The sequence below is a fragment of the Allomuricauda sp. d1 genome (assembly GCF_039592695.1).
Lineage (GTDB): Bacteria > Bacteroidota > Bacteroidia > Flavobacteriales > Flavobacteriaceae > Flagellimonas_A.
Genome location: NZ_JBBUTK010000001.1, coordinates 74,344 through 91,075 on the forward strand (window position 1 = coordinate 74,344; position 16,732 = coordinate 91,075).

Below are 16,732 nucleotides of genomic sequence, written 5' to 3' on the forward strand. Positions count from 1 at the left end.
CAATGTATAGGTTGATTAATACTCTATCTTCGGGACATTCGATTAGGGCTTTTCAGAGGATAACGTGTTGGCAACTGCTTTTATTTCTCTCTTTCTCCTAATGAAAACCAATTCCCAGAATCATCTTTGAATACGGCTTCAGTTTTATAAAATTCCTTGGTCGGTTTTTTAGTGAATTCCACTCTCTTACTTTTGAGTTCTTTATAAGTTGCATAAATATCTTCATTCAAATACTGGTCTGCCCCATAGCTCCCCTCTTGACTAAATTGTGTAGTTGGTCCGCAGATTTTTTACCTCCGTGCATTTGTTCTAAGATAGGCATCAGAATAAGCTCCATTTCCGGCTGGTCTTCGTGTCCAACCGTGAGCCAACTGAATTTGTCCATTGATGCATCTGTTCTAACTTCAAATCCCAACTTGTTCGTATAAAAGTCCACAGCACGGTCTTGGTCAAGAACGAAAACGCCTCTGGCGGAAACGTTTAGATTTTCCTTATCGGATAATCATTACACCCCAAATTGCCTCAAATGATGGTCCAGATGTTTGTACTCCATTTTGCCCCACTGTTCTGGGGTCAACTTACCAAACAAAGGGTGTGGGTGCCATTGGTCACGCTCTCGTGCTTCGTAACAGGCTGTGACCAGTTGCTTCAGTTTCGGCATTTCTTCGTCAAAGTCTTTTTCTTCAGTGGCTTTGAGCCCTGGTGCGGTGGGCAGATTTTTACGCCACAGTTTATCGTTGTAGAGCGTTTTTTTGAAAAGCAATCGTACCAACGGGTTGCCACTGACGCCACGGTCTTTGTTCTCCACTGCTATTTTTAACGGAAACTGACAGTGCCAAGCCATCTGTGCGGGGCTCATCTTACCCCACAATCGTTCAGAATCAGGCGTGATTTTTTCCAATCTTTCTAAAAGCTCGTCATAAGCTTCCTTTTCAAACAGTGATTTCATGGGGTTTGTGTTTTGGCAACAAATTACAAAATCAAGTTCAAGTTCAAGTCTAAACTCAATTTGTGGAAATTCGTGCCATTCGTATCCAATAATAGTGCAAAATCAGAACTTTATGTGCATCATCCGTCTTCTAACACCCGTCATCTGTCTTCCAACATCCATCCTTCAACAACCAAAAAAAACTATATTTAGCAGATGCAAGAAAAACCGACCTCTTTTTCAATAAAACACTGGGCCGATGATGACAAACCCCGTGAAAAACTCTTGCAAAAGGGGCGTTCGATACTCTCTGATGCCGAGTTGATTGCGATTCTCATCGGTTCTGGCAGTCGCGAAGAAAGTGCGGTCGAGCTTTCAAAACGTATTTTGGCCGCTGCGGGCAACAACCTCAATGAATTGGGCAGGCTGTCTGTGAAACAGTTGATGCAGTTTAAGGGCATTGGTGAGGCCAAGGCTGTGAGTATCGCCGCTGCTTTGGAAATTGGTCGTAGGCGACGGGGTGAGGCTGCCCAGACCATTTCAAAAATCACCAGTAGCCACGATGCTTTTGAAGTGTTGCATCCCATTATGGGCGAACTGCCCCATGAAGAGTTTTGGATCGTCTACCTAAACAATTCAAACAAAGTATTGCACAAAGAACAGTTGAGCAAAGGGGGCATTACGGGCACCTTGGTCGATGTGCGTTTGGTATTGAAGCAGGCATTGGAGCATGGCGCGGTCGGACTTTTATTGGCTCACAACCACCCCTCGGGCACATTGAAGCCCAGCCAAGCGGACAAAGAAATCACCCAAAAACTACAACAGGCAGCCAAAGCACTCGATATGAAAGTGCTCGACCATTTGATCATCACCGAAAAGGAATATCTCAGCTTTGCCGATCAGGGAATTTTATAAAATTCCAAGCACCGAACAACAATTCATAATTCGCATTTCGTACTTCTAATTTCTACCTTCGTACTTTTGACCGACTATGTTGCTCATCTACACCCATAAAATAACCCCGCGCTTCTCTTTTACCATGCGGCAGGTATGTGGCAACATACTCGGGCTTGACATTGACTTTACTACCAAGGTCGAAGATTTCATCAAACACAAAGGCCCTAAGATCACGTATACCAAGCAACCCCTACAGAACGAATTTTTTATCCGTAGCAACGACTTGTTGTTCGAGCAGGGCATCAATGATATTGCAATTCATGTGGATGAATGGGATGATGTGCCCTGTTTTTTTAGGGCGGGTGACCGTAGCAATGTGCCCTTTGACATCTTCGCGGCAAGTTTTTATTTGTTGAGCCGGTACGAAGAATACCTTCCGCATGTCAAGGATGAACTTGGCCGTTTTCCGGCAAAAGAGAGCATTGCCCATCAAAACGGATTCTTAAAGCTGCCCGTGGTCGATTTATGGGCCTACAAATTTGGTCATTTGCTGTCAGAGCGTTTTCCTGAAATCAATCCCCCTAAAAGAAGCTATTCTTTCACTTCTATCATCAATGTGACCACCTCGCACAATTACGCCCACCGGGGCGTTGCAAGAACGTTGGGCGGGCTGTTGTTAGATTTGGTCTCTTTTCGTTTGCGTGCACTATTCCGTCGCTTGGGCGTACTTTTTGGGTTTAGAAAAGACCCTTATGACAATTTTATGGAGCTGGTCGAAATACACAAAAAATTTCGCGCAAAGACCTTATTTTTCTTTCAGTTCGCAAAGTATTCAGTTCATAATAAAAATGTATCGCCCCTGAACAACAAATTCAGGTATTTGATAAAATCGGTCGCTGATTACAGTATTGTTTCCTTGAGCGCTTCACATGAGGCCAGTTTGGAGCACCAAAAGTTGGTCGAAGAGAAAAAAAGCCTTTCCGAGCTTATCAATAGGCCCGTCAACTATTCCCGCCTGCGGTATAATCGGGTGAACATTCCCGTGACCTACAGAAATGTGATTGACGCCGAATTTACCGATGATTATACCATGGGCTATTCTTCTGAAATCGGCTTCAGGGCAGGTACCTGCACCCCTTTTTATTTTTATGACATCACGCTAGAGGTACGGCAGCCGTTGAGGATGCATCCGTTTGTGGTATACGATTATGCATTGCACGATTTTAAGAAGAAAGACCAGATTTTTGATGAAATCGACCCCATTTATCGAACCGTGAAAAGGGTCAATGGCCATTTTACAACCGTTTTTTCCAACGAACTGCTCGGCAGCAAACATCGCATCAATTGGCTGGAGCTTTACGAGGCTTTTCTAAAGCGCTATTATGTTTAGAAACGGCATCACCGATATTTTTTTTGATTTGGACCATACCTTGTGGGATTTCGAGAAAAATTCTGCCCTGACGTTTGAGAAAATCCTGCTGCAGCATCAAATAGAAGTGCATTTACCCCATTTTTTGGAAATCTATGTGCCTCTCAACCAAGAATACTGGAAACTGTACCGTGAAGAGCGTGTCACCAAGGCCGAATTGCGCTATCAACGGCTAAAAAAGACGTTTGATGCTTTGCAGATACGTATTGAAGATACGCTTATTGATGTGTTGGCCAACGACTACATAGCCCATTTATCTTCGTTCAGGCATATTTTTCCGAATACCAGAGAGGCCCTTGACTATCTGCTTCCGAAATATAGATTGCACATCATCACCAATGGGTTTACAGAAATTCAATACAAAAAACTGAAGAACGCCGATATTCACCATTATTTTGATCAAATCATCGATTCTGAAACTGCAGGGGTAAAAAAGCCGCATCCAAAAATATTTGAAGTGGCACTTGACAGAGCTGGTGTATCACCCGAAAAGACATTGATGGTCGGCGACAATCTAGAAGCTGATATTTTGGGGGCACAGGCGATGGGCATGAACGCATTGCATTTTAATGCGCACCGAGAACCCGACCATGATGTTTGCCCAATTATCACCGATCTTATCGAAATAAAAAACATTTTATAGAGTTATAGTAGGGTAGGCAAGTCGATAGACTGTTTACCTAAAAAGATCATGCCATGCAAAAAGGTCTGACAGCCTTGTTCATCTGCATTTTTGCGCTTTTTTCTTGCTCTGAGGAGCAGGATTTTGGGCAGTTTGATGATTTATCGGTGACCCCCACACTCGCATCGAGCATTTTATATCTTGAATCTGGTGAGGATATCATCAACTTGGCGGGCAGCGGCAACTTTTATTCAGAAGTGTTCACTTTTGAGGCGTTCAACGAGGCCTTTGTCTCCGAGAGGATTTTGGATGGAACCATTACCTACCAAGTCGAAAATACCACAAGCAAGGAAATTGCCATTTCGATAGATTTTTTGGATGATGGAGGCAATGTTCTCGATACGGAAGCATTTGTCATACAACCTGACCCAGCACCGTTTTTGGTGCGGGAAATCGCCTATGGCAATGGTGGCAGAAGCCTTGACATCCTTAGAAATACCACTGAAATACGGGTAGGGGGCCAAAACTTGGGCGATGATACCAGCACCTCTACACAACCAAATCCAAAGATTATTTTAAAATCCAGTGCTGCATTTAGGTTGAGACTACAATGAAAAGTATTCTGGCATTCTTTGGTATGGCTATGCTGTGCATGGCATCGGTATGGTCACAGAACAGACAGCTGCTGTATGATTTTTACGAGATTCCGCAATCGTTGATGGTAAATCCGGGTGTCAAGACCCCCTACAAATGGCATGCTGGTATTCCCTTGCTGTCAGGTATAAGTTCCCAGGCGGGTACCAGTGGTATCACGGTAAACGACCTGTTTGCCAATGACGGCATCGATTTCACCACCAAGGTCAGAGACCGTGCCATCAACGGGCTCAGTAGACGCGACGAATTTGGCGGAAGTGGTCAAATTGAAGTGTTCAGTGGCGGTTTTCGTGGCAAAAACAGGCCCGATGACTACTATTCCTTCGGAATGTACGGTGAAGGATTCATCTCTTTTTTCTGGCCTCAAGATTTGGCGATTTTGGGTTTTGAGGGCAATGCGAATAATCTGAACAGACGTTTTGATTTGGGCGATTTGGCGACACAGGGCGAGGCGGTCAACGTATTTCATTTTGGCATCAACAGAAAATTGAACGACCAGTGGAATGTTGGCATACGCGGAAAGTTGTATTCAAGCGTGTTCGATTTCAGGTCCATACGGAATTCAGGTTATTTTGTGACCACCGAGGGTCAGAACAACCTATTGGCAAATACCATCGTTGCTGACCTCGAATTGAAAACTTCCGGTATTCGTGAATTGTTGGATATTTTGGAGGATGATACCATTGCCCAAAGTGAAGCCTTGCCCAGATGGTTGTTGGAACGTTCCTTTTTTGGAGGAAATCTGGGGTTAGGGGCCGATTTCGGCTTTACCTACAAACTCAACGAAAGCACCTTTATCACCGGAAGCCTTTTGGATGTAGGTTTTATCTATCACTCCAACGGGTTGGAAAACTACACGCTTGACGGTGCCGTGACCAATGAGGGCATCGAAATTTTTCTTCCAGAAGACTTGTTTCAGGGCAACAATGATCTGTGGCAAGAATTGGTAGACGATATTGAAGAACTTGTACCCTACGATACCAATCAAGATGCCTATATCTCATTGCGACCGATTAAGCTGAATGCATCGATACGCCATAATTTTGGGAACAATAAAAACCCCGTACGTTCTTCCCGTGGAAGTTTTGACCATTGCGACTGTACCCCGGGCAAAAGCGGGCAACGGAACGATTTTTTCGATTATAAGAATGCCGTCGGTGGCCATTTGTTCATGATGAACAGGGCCAGAGGCCCACAAGCTGCTTTGACTGCTTTTTATCAAAGAAGGTTTGGCAATATATTGGCGTTGAAGACCACATACACAGTCGACAAATATTCATTTGCAAATTTGGGATTGGGGCTGAACCTACAGGCTGGCCCGGTCAATTTTTATATGTTGGCAGACAATTTGTTGGGGTACCGCAACATCGCCGACAGTCACTATGCATCTTTTCAAATCGGATTTAATATCATATCTTGGAACGATAATTGATTGTCGTTTCCACATGAAATCTATTTGCTTCTTTTTATTGGTTTTTTTGGTCTCATCCATGGGTGTTCAGGCACAATTTAATGAGTACAAGTACATCATTGTGCCGAAGAGGTTCGACGCCTTTAAAAAAGAGAACCAGTACCAAACAAGCACATTGATAAAGCACCTGTTTGTCAAAAAAGGATTCAATGCGGTGTATGAGGGTGATTACCCAGAGGATTTAAAGAAAGACCCTTGCCTGGCGCTGAAAGTGCGCCTAAAAGACGATTCTTCATTGTTTCGCACAAAAACCACCCTGTTTTTACAAAACTGTGAGTTGCAGACTGTTTTCACGACCATTGAGGGGGGCAGCAAGCTTAAGGAATATAAAAAGTCTTATGATGAGGCCATCCGAAGGGCATTCTCTTCATTTGACATTGTCAACTATAGTTATGAGCCCAAAGAAGAAGAGGAAGAAACATCAGAAGAGACCGTGACACTCAATTTTAAAAACGATGTCAAGTCGTTGGATGAAACCCCTAAAAATGTAGCGGTAGAGCAGAAAGCGACCCCAGAGGATCAGAGCTTCAAGAGCATGGAACCTGTAGAATCAAACATCAAAAAGGCATCCTCGGAAACTACAACGAAGGCCAAAATTGATTTGCTGTATGCCCAACCCATCGAAAATGGCTACCAATTGGTAGATTCGACACCAAAAATCAAGTACCGAATCCTCAATACTTCCGCTGATGGGGTCTATTTGGTCGAGGGTGATGAGCTTTCAAATGGACTGATGTTCAAAAAAGAGGGCAAATGGTTGTTAGAGGGCACCAAAACTGACGGCACCCAAATCAAAAAAGAGATCAGGATCAAGTTTTAATACCCGTATTTATCCTTCCAGCGTTTTTTTAAGAAATCCCTTAATGCATTTTCACGTGCATTGTTTCCAGGATTGTAAAAGGTAGTTCCAGCGATTTCATCAGGTAAAAATTCCTGTTCCATAAAATTATCTTGATGGTCGTGGGCATAGGCATAGCCCTTTCCGTAGCCTAAATCTTTCATCAATTTGGTTGGGGAATTACGAATGTGCAGCGGCACGGACAGGTCACCGGTTTCCTTGATTTTCTGTTGCGCCTTGCCAATGGCAAGATAACTGGCATTGCTCTTTGGCGAGCTTGCCAAGTAGATGGCACATTGGCTCAAAATGATTCGCGCCTCAGGATACCCAATGGTATTGACTGCCTGAAAGGTTGCGTTGGCCATCACCAAAGCAGTTGGGTTAGCGTTGCCGATATCCTCCGAGGCCAAAATGACCATGCGACGTGCGATGAACTTCACATCTTCGCCACCCTCGATCATCCGGGCGAGCCAATACACGGCGGCATTGGGATCGCTGCCCCTTACCGATTTTATAAAAGCAGAGATGATATCGTAGTGCTGCTCGCCTGTTTTGTCGTACAGTACCGTATTTTTTTGAACTTTGGTCTTTACCAATTCATCGGTTATGGTAATGGGCTCACTATTCTCTGAATTGACAAGGAGCTCAAAAATATTGAGAAGCTTCCTACCGTCGCCTCCAGAAAGTCTGAGCAAAGCCTCGGTTTCCTTAAGTTCTATCTTTTTTGACTTTAAAAAGGCATCTTGTTCAAGGGCACGGTTGAGTAGGGCTTCCAAATCCTTTTTTCCAAAGGCATTCAAAACATAGACCTGACATCTTGACAACAATGCGGGGATGACCTCAAAACTAGGATTTTCGGTCGTAGCGCCTATCAAAGTGACCCAGCCTTTTTCAACGGCACCCAACAAAGAATCTTGCTGTGATTTGCTGAAGCGGTGTATCTCGTCAATAAAAAGAATGGGATTTTTTGAAGTAAACAGTCCATCGCTCTTTTTCGCTCTCTCGATGACCTCACGAACATCTTTCACACCACTGCTGATGGCACTCAGCGTGTAAAAAGGCCTACCACTTTCGTTGGCGATGATATTGGCCAATGTGGTCTTTCCGGTACCGGGCGGACCCCAAAAAATGAGCGAGGGCACGATGCCCTTTTTTATCTGCTCGGTCAATGCTCCACCTTTGCCAATCAGATGCTGCTGACTGATGTATTCCTTAAGGGTTTTCGGTCTGATGCGCTCTGCCAGGGGTTCGTTCATTGAACTGATTTAGATTTTTTTTCGTTCAAGCGAAAATTAGACATTTTATGACAATTTGTACAAATTTGGTTTTTGGAAGGTAAATTGCGAACAAGAAATTATGGCCAAATCACAACAATTCAAGTTTTCAAATACTGTGTTACTGGCTCCTTTGCTGGCTATGCTATCCATTTGGACGGTCTATTGGCTCGAACTCAAACTTGGGGTGAACCTGAATGATTTAGGGGTATATCCACGCAAGTTTTCAGGTCTCAAAGGAGTACTGTTCAGTCCGTTTATCCACGGCTCTGTTGAACACCTGTACAATAACACCATTCCGTTGGCAGTGCTTCTTGCTTCGTTGTTTTACTTTTATCGCAATGTGGCCCTGAGGGTTTTTTTGATCGGTTTTTTCCTATCTGGATTGCTTACCTGGGTCATCAGCAGGCCTTCGTACCATATTGGCGCCAGTGGTATCATTTATGTGCTGGCCAGTTTTATTTTCTTTAAAGGGATTTTCACCAAGCACTATCGTTTGGTGGCACTGTCGTTGACCGTAGTTTTTATTTATGGTGGATTGCTGTGGTATATTCTGCCCATCAAAGACGGTATTTCTTGGGAGGGACACCTTTCAGGATTTATTACGGGATTGCTGTTGGCCGTGCTTGTCAAAACACCCCTGCCCGCAGAACCAAAGTATTCGTGGGAAAGGGAAGATTATCAGGAAGAGGAGGATGAATTTCTCAAACATTTTGATGAAGAGGGCAATTTCATAGAGAATCCTGAGGCTTCAGAGGAACAAATCAAGATTCGATACAACTATAAAAGAGATGAGGGTCACCCTGATTGACCCAACCGCTGCCGCAAAGCCTCATATAAAACGGCACCACAGGCCACGGAAACGTTCAACGATTCGATTTTCCCTCTCATGGGGAGTTTGACTTGTTCGTCAACGATTTTTAAGATGGAGGGGGTCACACCCTTATCCTCTGAACCCATGATAATGGCGCAAGGCGTTGAAAAATCTGTTTTGTATATCAATGTCGAGGTCTTTTCGGTGGCGGCTATGGTTTTGATCCCCATTGATTGCAAAAAATAAATGGCATCTTTTAGATGATCTACTTTTACAATGGGGACGTTGAATGCAGCACCAGCCGAGGTCTTCACCGTGATATCGTTTATGGGGGCGGCACCGTTTTTGGGGATAATGATTCCGTTTGCACCGGTACATTCAGCTGTTCTAATAATGGCGCCGAAATTGCGCACATCAGAAATGCCATCCAGCATCAACAAAAATGGATTATCGATTTGTTGTAGCTCGTCCATAAATTCAGAAAAGTCTTTGAAAGCAATCGGTGATATTTGGGCAATAGCACCTTGGTGATTGCCTTTGGTCAAACGGTTCAACTTTTCTTTGGGCACAGTTGAAACACCAATGCCTTCGGATGCCGCCAGTTGTTTCAGTTCGTTGTACAGGTCACCCTGCAACCCCCTTTGCAGATATATTTTATGGATGGACTTTTTGGCGTGAAGTGCCTCTATTATTGCTCGTAGGCCATAGACTTGATTTGTCGAACTCATGTAAACAAAGGTAGGTGAAAAGCAAATTGTCTTTGAAACAACTTTCGAGGAAATTTATTTTTATCTCATCTATTTGAATAGGATTATGGTATTTGATTACCCGTCAATGTATAAAGCAATGTTTTTTGTAAATTTAAAAATAGTGGTAACCTTGGCTAATTCAATATAAAATGAGAAGAAACACCTATTTAATAATTGCTTTTACAGCAATGATGTTGACTTATTCGAATCTACATTCACAAGACCTTCCTAATTCCAATTTTAGTGGTTCAAATTTAGACTTGGATGCTCAAGGTGGAAATCCTGGCCTTGACTTTGTTTTTCAACAGTTCAGGAATAAAAAATATGAACCTGAAAAGTTCAAATACGAGGGCTCTCCTTTTTTTAATGAGAACTTCAAAAAGGCAGGTATTTACAGCAAGGATGGTTTGGAAGGGTACGCCTATGTGCGCTATGATGGCTTCAGTGATGAGGTTCAATTAAAGAAATATGAACACGATGAAAAAATACAGTCACTTCTTAAAAGAAAGGATATTTATTGTGTTGTTGATGGCACCCCCGTTATGTTAAAAACATACGAAACTAAAAGTGGAACAAGAACCGAAGGTTATCTTTTTAGAAGAGTCGATGCGGGCGATTTACAATTATATGAACGAAAAATAAAGTATTTCAAAGAGGGAAAAAAAGCACGCACTTCTTTAGAGTTGAATGTACCGAACAGATTTGTGGAATCTAAAGAATACTATGTTGGAAAAAAGCAGAATGATGGTGAAGCGATTATTTTTTTAAAACAGTCCAAAAAGGAGGTCCTTAAAACCTTTAGCCAGTCTGAAAAGTATCCGAGTATCAAAAAGTTTATTTCTGAAAAAGGATTGAACTTAAAACGGGACAAAGATATTTTTGAATTGTTTTCTTATTACAACACGTTATAGTCTAAAGATTTTGAAAAATAAAAAGGCCACCTTCAAAAGGTGGCCTTTTTTTTAATGTGTAGGATTGATTAATTATTGTTTGCAGTAAAGATTACAGGCCAGTCCTCACCGCCTTCTCTTGTTAATGCAACTGTTCCCCTATCCCCTGAAGAACTTGAAAATTCAATAGTCATAACTGGACCTGTTACGTCAGTTATCGTATAAGAATAGGTGAACTCTTCTTCAGCATCGTCATCAGTAGCTACGACTTCACCATCTTCATTCAGATAAACTTCACCATCGGGGTTCAAATCTGTACAATCCCAAACGATTGTGATATCCTCACCGGCAGCTGGTCCTCGAACCCCGGGGTAGCAGTCTTCATATTGGCCAAAACTCATGTCACTAGATGAATATTCACCAGGTTCAACCTCTGTCCATGTCACAGTGCCTGCAAGTGGAAGCCCTGAGCAGTTTCCTCCTGCACCAGGAGCAGATATCACATCGGTGGTCGCATAAGTGTGTGTGCCTGCAAGGCTTTCCGTGATAGAACATGCTATAACAGGAAAGTACTCAAATGGAGCTGAAAAATATGCTCCACCACTTACAGGACCTCCCACATCGCTATTGGTATAAACTTCGCCGTTGGTCAGTGTCAAGACCAAACGAAATTCAAATCTGTCTTTTCCAATAACCAGTGATTCATCTATGCCAGTTGCAGAAACCAATTCATCTGAAGTGTAGCTGACCGTTACTTGTGGCAAGCCTCTATCTCCAGCACTGAAGTCGCTTGCTTGAAGGGTCTGCAATAAAACTTCTGAGGTAGAAATGTCGGTGCCACCTTCTGAATTATCATCAAAATTCACGTAAATTTCCACACTCTCTAGAAGTGCACCGCCTTCTTCGTCTTGCTCTTCAAGCACAAGTGTGTACGCAGAACCTGGATCAAAAGAATCAGTCTCATCATTAAACACTAGGTCATTATCCTCGTCAATGGTTCTGATGACCGCTCCAGTGCCAACTTCCTCTAAAATACCGTCAACTACTTTGTCATCGGTTTCACAGGCGAAAAAGGCAATGAGCGCTAAACCTACAATTGCAATTTTACTATAATATCTTTTCATTGTTTCTAATTCTTTTAGTTAGCTACTGGGAATGTTGGAGAACCAGGGTTCGTATCCCAAAAAACTTGAACGGTTTGATCCGGCTTGGGGTCAACAGATGAATTGTTGTTTACAAAATCTGCTGGATAGTTCAATGATCTTATGAAAGCACCAGGTTCTGGTTCAAGATTTGGTTGAAACGTTGTTGGAAAACCTGTTCTTCTATAAAAATTATATCCATCGATACCATTCCCAAAAAGTGCAATCAGATATTGTTCGGCTAAAACGTTCCATTTTCCGTTATCATCAGCAGCTGTAAATGCCGTACTAACATCATTACTATGGTTAGTGATATCACCATCAGTGGGAGCCAGTGCCAAGTTTGCAGAAGAATCACGACTACCGAACGATTGTACTTTTGCAACCGATTTTGCCAATCCTGCCAGAATAAATGGTTCCGCACTGCTTGGATTAGTCAGCATAGCCACTTCAGCTTGCATGAAATCAACCCATGAGGCCAATAAAATAGGGGTTACCCCGGCACCACCGGCACCATCTCCAACAGATAAGCCATCAAAAGTACTGTCATCAAAAAGACCGCCCACAGGATATACCCCATAGATAGTTACAAAGAAACCATCTGGCGGAATACCCGCGTTTTGACCGTGGTCACGACCCCAATACCCATTTGGTAATGTACAGAATGTGAAACCACCATCTGTGTAATGCTGCGGTACTGGTTCTAAAGAACAGGCCAAAGTTTCCTCGTTTGGTGGAATTTCTTCGCCTGGCACAGCATTAGTCTGGCGGTAGAAGTAATATCTGATTCTGGGGTCCTCAGTAGTACTCATCAAATTCATCAACCAGTTTGGCAAATAGTCTGCACCACCAGAAGGGGTGTAGTTGTCTGCATACCTTGGATGTCTTGCGTCAGGCAAAATTGAATTTGTACCCCATTGAAATTGTAGATCTTCAGAAGTTTCGTCGATGAAATCACCAGTTGCTACTACAGCATTGAAATCGGCTATTGCATTCGCATCTACCAACCTTCTTTGAAGATAAATCTTCATTTTCAATGTGTTAACGGCCTTAACCCAATTGCCCCAATTTCCATTATAGTAGAAATCGTTTGCAGGTTCGGTGGCCACATCCCTTTCAAAATTGGCAATCGCCGAATCCAATAAACCAAGGGCCGCATCATAAATACTGGCTCCTGAATCTACATTGGGATTCAAAATGGGTGTTTCTGAAGCAGCTTGAATAGCTTCTGAGTAAGGAACGTCCCCGAAGAAATCTACCAGGGTAACTATTGTGTATGCCTCAATGAATTGTGCTATCGCGGTATGTCTGAACAATTCATTCTCGACGGCTGCAGGTTCCATAGCTCTAATATCGGCAAGAATACCGTTTACTTCCAAGCCAGTATCTAGGCTCTCAGCATTATCACCTTGATAGGCGATATTCCACTCCAAGTTTAATTCTGCGGGAGATAGGTTTGCAATGTTCTGATAGTTTCTACCATTCAAATATCCGATTCTTACCAAGTCTGCGCCATTTTGACCCATAAGCTCAACAAATGTTGCAAAGTCTATTTGAATGGAATTCAAAAGGAGATCAGGACTTGATTGGTCCAAACCCAATTGGTTTGGATTCTGTGTTAAATCTAGTTCAGTAGTCTCACAAGAGCTCAAAAGAGCTGCTGTAAGAAGTAGTAAAGAACTGAATTTTTTAAATATTCTTTTCATCTGTATTTTTTTTAAAATGAAGCTTTTACACTAAGACCATATCTTCTTGAACTTGGACCTGCCAAGAAATCAAAACCTCTACCATTACCAACACCTAATCCAGCTTGGTTCGGGTCAAAGTTGGTTCCTTCTGGAACGTTCAATGCCTTGTAGAACAAGTTCAGACCAGATAAAGTCACACTCAAAGAGCCAAAAGGCGTCTTATCCAAAAACTTCTTGGGCAATGAATATCCCAAAGAGACTTCTTGTAGACGAATCACCGTGCCATCATAGACACCGAGCTCATCGGGACCAAACAATACATTGTTAAAATAGAATGTAGAGTTGTTTATCTGTTTTGTGTTCGGGCTACCATCAGACTCTTGAACACCTGGTAAAATAAAGGTGTTGATCCGATCAACTGTGTCTGTGGTTAACCCTCTTCCTAGAAGTGTCGAAACAGTTCTAGAATAAATATCTCCCCCTTGCGTGTAATTCAATAAGAAAGAGAAATTGAAATTCTTGAAAGATAGGTTATTGTTCACATTTAGAATCCAATCTGGATTTGGGTCTCCGATAACAAATTGGCCTTGCTCTTCAACATAATCACCAGCGCTGTCCACGAGGAATTCTCCTGCTTCGTTTCGTGCGATTCGTGTACCTACGATGACGCCTAATTGCTCGCCTTCTATTGCAGCATTACCTAAATCGGCAAAACCTGAGTAGACAATAATGTCTGTATCGGCACCCAAGTCAACTACATCAGCATTGTTGGTTGTGAAGTTTCCATTGATGGACCAATTGAAACCGCCTTCATCTTGACTGCGGAATAAATCTACTCCAAGGTCAATTTCTAATCCATCACCTTCAATTTTACCCACATTGGTTTGTTGTCTGGTAAATCCTGTGGAAGGGTCTAAAGGCCTATCAACAATCAAATCCTCGGTAGTTCTGCTATAATAAGATGCTTCCAAGGAAACTCTGTTGTTAAAGAATCTTGATTCAATACCAACTTCAAATTCTGTCAACAACTCTGGTTTAAGGTCGGGATTACCCAATCGATTTCCAACAGAGTTGGTTACAATATCGCTACCTTCATCTTGAAAGAATTGTGTGTTGATGTTCAGATTGGTCGCTACAGGATATCCAACAGGGAAGTTTGCTGAAGTTCCGAAACCAGCCCTAAGCTTTAAATAATTAAGACCTTTTTCTGATTTAAGACCATCTATTACAGTGGTTGGAATGAACGATAGACTGGCACTTGGGTAGAAAATAGACCTGTTTTCAATGTCTAGGTTTGATACCCAGTCATTTCTGCCGGCCAGCGTCAAGAATATCCATCTATCATAATCAAAATCTGCCTGTAAAAATGCACCGGCAATATTTCTTTCCTGAAAGAACTGTATTTCATTTTGATTGGCAAAATTAACGTGTCTGAAGACATCAAATACTTGTTGGCCACTACTGGCAACACCATTTCTATCTAGCACTTCTCTTCGTGAAGTGATACCCACGTTAAAGGTCATGCCCACTTTTTCAGACAAATCATAGTCACCATTCAGAATCAAATCATGGTTCAAAATGGTATTGGTGTTGTTCCAAGTCTGATAGAACCCGCTGATCAGCTCAGCGTTTGGCTGGCCTCTACCTCCTGCATTCTGTTGGTTGACATTGTTCTCACTGAAAACATCCAAACCAAATCTATACAAAAGGTTCAGGTTATCGTTGAAATTATAAGTAATGGATGAGTTACCAAAAACCCTATTGGTTGTTTGCCTTACCTGTGCATTGTTGGCTGTCCAAAGTGGATGTTGAATACTATTGTTTTGGCGATAGTACACACTTGAGCCATCGATTGGATTTTGGAAAGGAAGACCAATTAAATCTACACTACGGGGAGTAAAAAAGAGTTCCCCAAAAATAGATGAACCAGTGGCCTCATTCAGAGCACCATTACCAACACTTGCTGCCACGGGCGGACTTTTAAAATCGGTATTTGAAAAGTTAAAAGTACCTGCAATGGTGAACTTGTTCGAAAGTATTGCCCTACCACCAAGGCCCAAAGTATACCTTCTTAAATTATTGCCAGGCGTAAACCCTTCGTCATTTAAGTGCCCAAAGTTTGCATTGTAAGAGTATCTGCCATCCTCGGATGCACCTCTTACGTTAACTGAATTTGAGGTTACAGCGCCAGTCTTAAAAAATCTTCCAACGCTATTGTAGGGTCTCCATTCATAGCGAGCCCCTTGAAATTCAGGGAAGGCAGCAGGAATACCTGTTGCACTTGCCGCTGTGGAATATGGGTGGGCCAAAGTACCATTTTCATCAAAGCCTACATCTGGTCTTGAATCAATACCATTGCCCCATCCTGCGACACCATCTCTTTCAAAGCTTGGCCCCCAGTTACTGAAGAACCACCCGAAAGCTTGGTCAAAACCATTTCCGAATTGATTTTGATAATCTGGCAGCGATGCAATCTCATTGAAAAATATTGAGGAAGTCACGGTAATCTCACTCTTTTTTGCCGCACCACTTGAAGAACCATTCTTGGTTGTTATAAGAATCACCCCATTTCTACCGAGTGTTCCATACAGTGTAGCTGCGGCCAAACCTTTTAATACATTGACACTCTCAATATTATTGGGGTCGAGGTCCAAGAACCTACTGGAACCTGAGTTACCGTCGATAAAATCATCGGTTGCATCACCATCAGTGCCCCCCACACTATTGGTATCACTAGAAAAAGGTACACCATCAACGATGAACAGTGGTTGGTTACTTCCACTGAACGAGCTGAAGCCACGAATGATGATGTTTGTGCCCGAACCTGAAAGACCGCTCTGTTGCGTGATGTTCAAACCAGATGCCTTACCTGTCAAGACCCTGCCAACATCACCTTCCGACCTTTGTTCCAATTGTTCACTGCCTACTTCAGATACAGCATAACCCAAGGCTTGCTTCTCACGTTTGATACCTTGTGCAGTGACGATTACTTCTTCCAATGCCTGCGCATCTTCTTGCATTTGGACGTTGATGACGTTTTCTGAACCAACAGCTCTGCGCTCTTCTTTCAAACCAATGTAGGTGAAAAGAAGCGTCTGGCCTGTACTGGCAGAGATGGAATAGTTACCATCAAAATCAGTCTGGGTTCCATTTGTCGTTCCTTCAACTAGTATGTTCACTCCTGGTAGCGGCAGACCACCTTGGTCAGTAACCGTACCCGTAATTGTCTTGCTTTGTGCAAAAGACAGGTGAACAATAAAAGCAAAAAGGATTGTTAACAATCCATTAAGTTTTGTTCTCATTTTCGAATTATTTGAATTAGCTAGCGGCTAAAAT

16 protein-coding genes are annotated in these 16,732 nt (G+C 42.7%); 8 read left to right on the top strand and 8 right to left on the bottom strand.

Going from position 1 to position 16,732, the window contains the following annotated elements:
* Positions 1-80 precede the first annotated feature (80 nt).
* From AAAH86_RS00285 to AAAH86_RS00295, 3 genes are all read right to left on the bottom strand, one after another.
* Complete coding sequence (locus AAAH86_RS00285; RefSeq protein ID WP_343486805.1) at positions 81-182, bottom strand: hypothetical protein; 102 nt, start codon at positions 180-182, stop codon at positions 81-83.
* A 44-nt stretch (positions 183-226) separates the two neighbouring features.
* Positions 227-436, bottom strand: a complete 210-nt coding sequence (locus tag AAAH86_RS00290) for a hypothetical protein (protein WP_343485494.1) — start codon at positions 434-436, stop codon at positions 227-229.
* 69 nt (positions 437-505) lie between these two features.
* Entirely contained in the window at positions 506-949 is a 444-nt protein-coding gene (locus AAAH86_RS00295) for a DUF1569 domain-containing protein (RefSeq protein ID WP_343485495.1), read from the bottom strand.
* Positions 950-1,144: 195 nt separating this feature from the next.
* Between AAAH86_RS00295 and radC the strand changes: the two genes are divergently transcribed.
* The 6 genes from radC to AAAH86_RS00325 all read left to right on the top strand — a co-directional run bounded on the left by radC (position 1,145) and on the right by AAAH86_RS00325 (position 6,821).
* Entirely contained in the window at positions 1,145-1,843 is a 699-nt protein-coding gene (gene radC / locus AAAH86_RS00300) for a DNA repair protein RadC (protein WP_343485496.1), read from the top strand.
* Positions 1,844-1,919: 76 nt separating this feature from the next.
* Positions 1,920-3,215, top strand: a complete 1,296-nt coding sequence (locus AAAH86_RS00305) for a polysaccharide deacetylase family protein (protein WP_343485497.1) — start codon at positions 1,920-1,922, stop codon at positions 3,213-3,215.
* Positions 3,208-3,897 (top strand): YjjG family noncanonical pyrimidine nucleotidase, encoded by a 690-nt coding sequence (locus AAAH86_RS00310; protein ID WP_343485498.1) that lies wholly within the window; start codon positions 3,208-3,210, stop codon positions 3,895-3,897. The genes AAAH86_RS00305 and AAAH86_RS00310 overlap by 8 nt, the downstream gene beginning before the upstream one ends.
* 53 nt (positions 3,898-3,950) lie before the next feature.
* Positions 3,951-4,490 carry a hypothetical protein gene (locus tag AAAH86_RS00315; protein ID WP_343485499.1) on the top strand — a complete coding sequence of 180 codons (540 nt, stop codon included), beginning with the start codon at positions 3,951-3,953 and terminating at the stop codon, positions 4,488-4,490.
* Positions 4,487-5,962 (top strand): DUF5723 family protein, encoded by a 1,476-nt coding sequence (locus AAAH86_RS00320; RefSeq protein WP_343485500.1) that lies wholly within the window; start codon positions 4,487-4,489, stop codon positions 5,960-5,962. Before AAAH86_RS00315 ends, AAAH86_RS00320 begins: the two co-directional genes overlap by 4 nt.
* Before the next feature lie 13 nt (positions 5,963-5,975).
* On the top strand, positions 5,976-6,821 hold the full coding sequence (locus AAAH86_RS00325; RefSeq protein WP_343485501.1) for a hypothetical protein: 846 nt from the start codon (positions 5,976-5,978) through the stop codon (positions 6,819-6,821).
* Here the strand turns inward: AAAH86_RS00325 and AAAH86_RS00330 are convergent.
* Positions 6,818-8,095, bottom strand: a complete 1,278-nt coding sequence (locus AAAH86_RS00330; RefSeq protein ID WP_343485502.1) for a replication-associated recombination protein A — start codon at positions 8,093-8,095, stop codon at positions 6,818-6,820. The two genes, AAAH86_RS00325 and AAAH86_RS00330, sit on opposite strands and share 4 nt — an antisense overlap.
* 100 nt (positions 8,096-8,195) lie before the next feature.
* On the opposite strand from AAAH86_RS00330, the gene AAAH86_RS00335 reads away from it, so the two are divergent.
* A complete protein-coding gene (locus AAAH86_RS00335) occupies positions 8,196-8,924 on the top strand; it encodes a rhomboid family intramembrane serine protease (protein ID WP_343485503.1) in 729 nt (242 codons plus the stop codon).
* Here AAAH86_RS00335 and rlmB read toward each other — a convergent pair.
* Positions 8,912-9,655, bottom strand: a complete 744-nt coding sequence (gene rlmB / locus AAAH86_RS00340) for a 23S rRNA (guanosine(2251)-2'-O)-methyltransferase RlmB (RefSeq protein WP_343485504.1) — start codon at positions 9,653-9,655, stop codon at positions 8,912-8,914. The genes AAAH86_RS00335 and rlmB overlap by 13 nt on opposite strands.
* A gap of 170 nt (positions 9,656-9,825) precedes the next feature.
* Here rlmB and AAAH86_RS00345 point away from each other — a divergent pair, with 170 nt between their 5' ends.
* Complete coding sequence (locus AAAH86_RS00345; protein WP_343485505.1) at positions 9,826-10,587, top strand: hypothetical protein; 762 nt, start codon at positions 9,826-9,828, stop codon at positions 10,585-10,587.
* A gap of 68 nt (positions 10,588-10,655) precedes the next feature.
* On the opposite strand, the gene AAAH86_RS00350 is transcribed toward AAAH86_RS00345, so the two are convergent.
* Genes AAAH86_RS00350 through AAAH86_RS00360 form a run of 3 tightly spaced genes read right to left on the bottom strand, consistent with a single transcriptional unit; the run spans position 10,656 to position 16,698 of the window.
* Positions 10,656-11,690, bottom strand: coding sequence for a hypothetical protein (locus tag AAAH86_RS00350; RefSeq protein ID WP_343485506.1), 1,035 nt, complete (start codon positions 11,688-11,690; stop codon positions 10,656-10,658).
* A gap of 14 nt (positions 11,691-11,704) precedes the next feature.
* Entirely contained in the window at positions 11,705-13,414 is a 1,710-nt protein-coding gene (locus AAAH86_RS00355) for a SusD/RagB family nutrient-binding outer membrane lipoprotein (protein ID WP_343485507.1), read from the bottom strand.
* An 11-nt stretch (positions 13,415-13,425) separates the two neighbouring features.
* A complete protein-coding gene (locus tag AAAH86_RS00360; protein WP_343485508.1) occupies positions 13,426-16,698 on the bottom strand; it encodes a SusC/RagA family TonB-linked outer membrane protein in 3,273 nt (1,090 codons plus the stop codon).
* Positions 16,699-16,732: the final 34 nt, after the last annotated feature.

Excerpts from the sequence above, each read along its gene's own strand:
- AAAH86_RS00310 (WP_343485498.1), top strand. The coding sequence starts at position 3,208 with ATGTTTAGAAACGGCATCACCGATATTTTTTTTGATTTGGACCATACC.
- AAAH86_RS00330 (WP_343485502.1), bottom strand. The coding sequence starts at position 8,095 with ATGAACGAACCCCTGGCAGAGCGCATCAGACCGAAAACCCTTAAGGAA.
- AAAH86_RS00360 (WP_343485508.1), bottom strand. The coding sequence starts at position 16,698 with ATGAGAACAAAACTTAATGGATTGTTAACAATCCTTTTTGCTTTTATT.
- AAAH86_RS00335 (WP_343485503.1), top strand. The coding sequence starts at position 8,196 with ATGGCCAAATCACAACAATTCAAGTTTTCAAATACTGTGTTACTGGCT.
- radC (WP_343485496.1), top strand. The coding sequence starts at position 1,145 with ATGCAAGAAAAACCGACCTCTTTTTCAATAAAACACTGGGCCGATGAT.
- AAAH86_RS00325 (WP_343485501.1), top strand. The coding sequence starts at position 5,976 with ATGAAATCTATTTGCTTCTTTTTATTGGTTTTTTTGGTCTCATCCATG.
- AAAH86_RS00350 (WP_343485506.1), bottom strand. The coding sequence starts at position 11,690 with ATGAAAAGATATTATAGTAAAATTGCAATTGTAGGTTTAGCGCTCATT.
- AAAH86_RS00355 (WP_343485507.1), bottom strand. The coding sequence starts at position 13,414 with ATGAAAAGAATATTTAAAAAATTCAGTTCTTTACTACTTCTTACAGCA.
- AAAH86_RS00345 (WP_343485505.1), top strand. The coding sequence starts at position 9,826 with ATGAGAAGAAACACCTATTTAATAATTGCTTTTACAGCAATGATGTTG.
- AAAH86_RS00320 (WP_343485500.1), top strand. The coding sequence starts at position 4,487 with ATGAAAAGTATTCTGGCATTCTTTGGTATGGCTATGCTGTGCATGGCA.
- AAAH86_RS00295 (WP_343485495.1), bottom strand. The coding sequence starts at position 949 with ATGAAATCACTGTTTGAAAAGGAAGCTTATGACGAGCTTTTAGAAAGA.
- AAAH86_RS00315 (WP_343485499.1), top strand. The coding sequence starts at position 3,951 with ATGCAAAAAGGTCTGACAGCCTTGTTCATCTGCATTTTTGCGCTTTTT.
- rlmB (WP_343485504.1), bottom strand. The coding sequence starts at position 9,655 with ATGAGTTCGACAAATCAAGTCTATGGCCTACGAGCAATAATAGAGGCA.
- AAAH86_RS00305 (WP_343485497.1), top strand. The coding sequence starts at position 1,920 with ATGTTGCTCATCTACACCCATAAAATAACCCCGCGCTTCTCTTTTACC.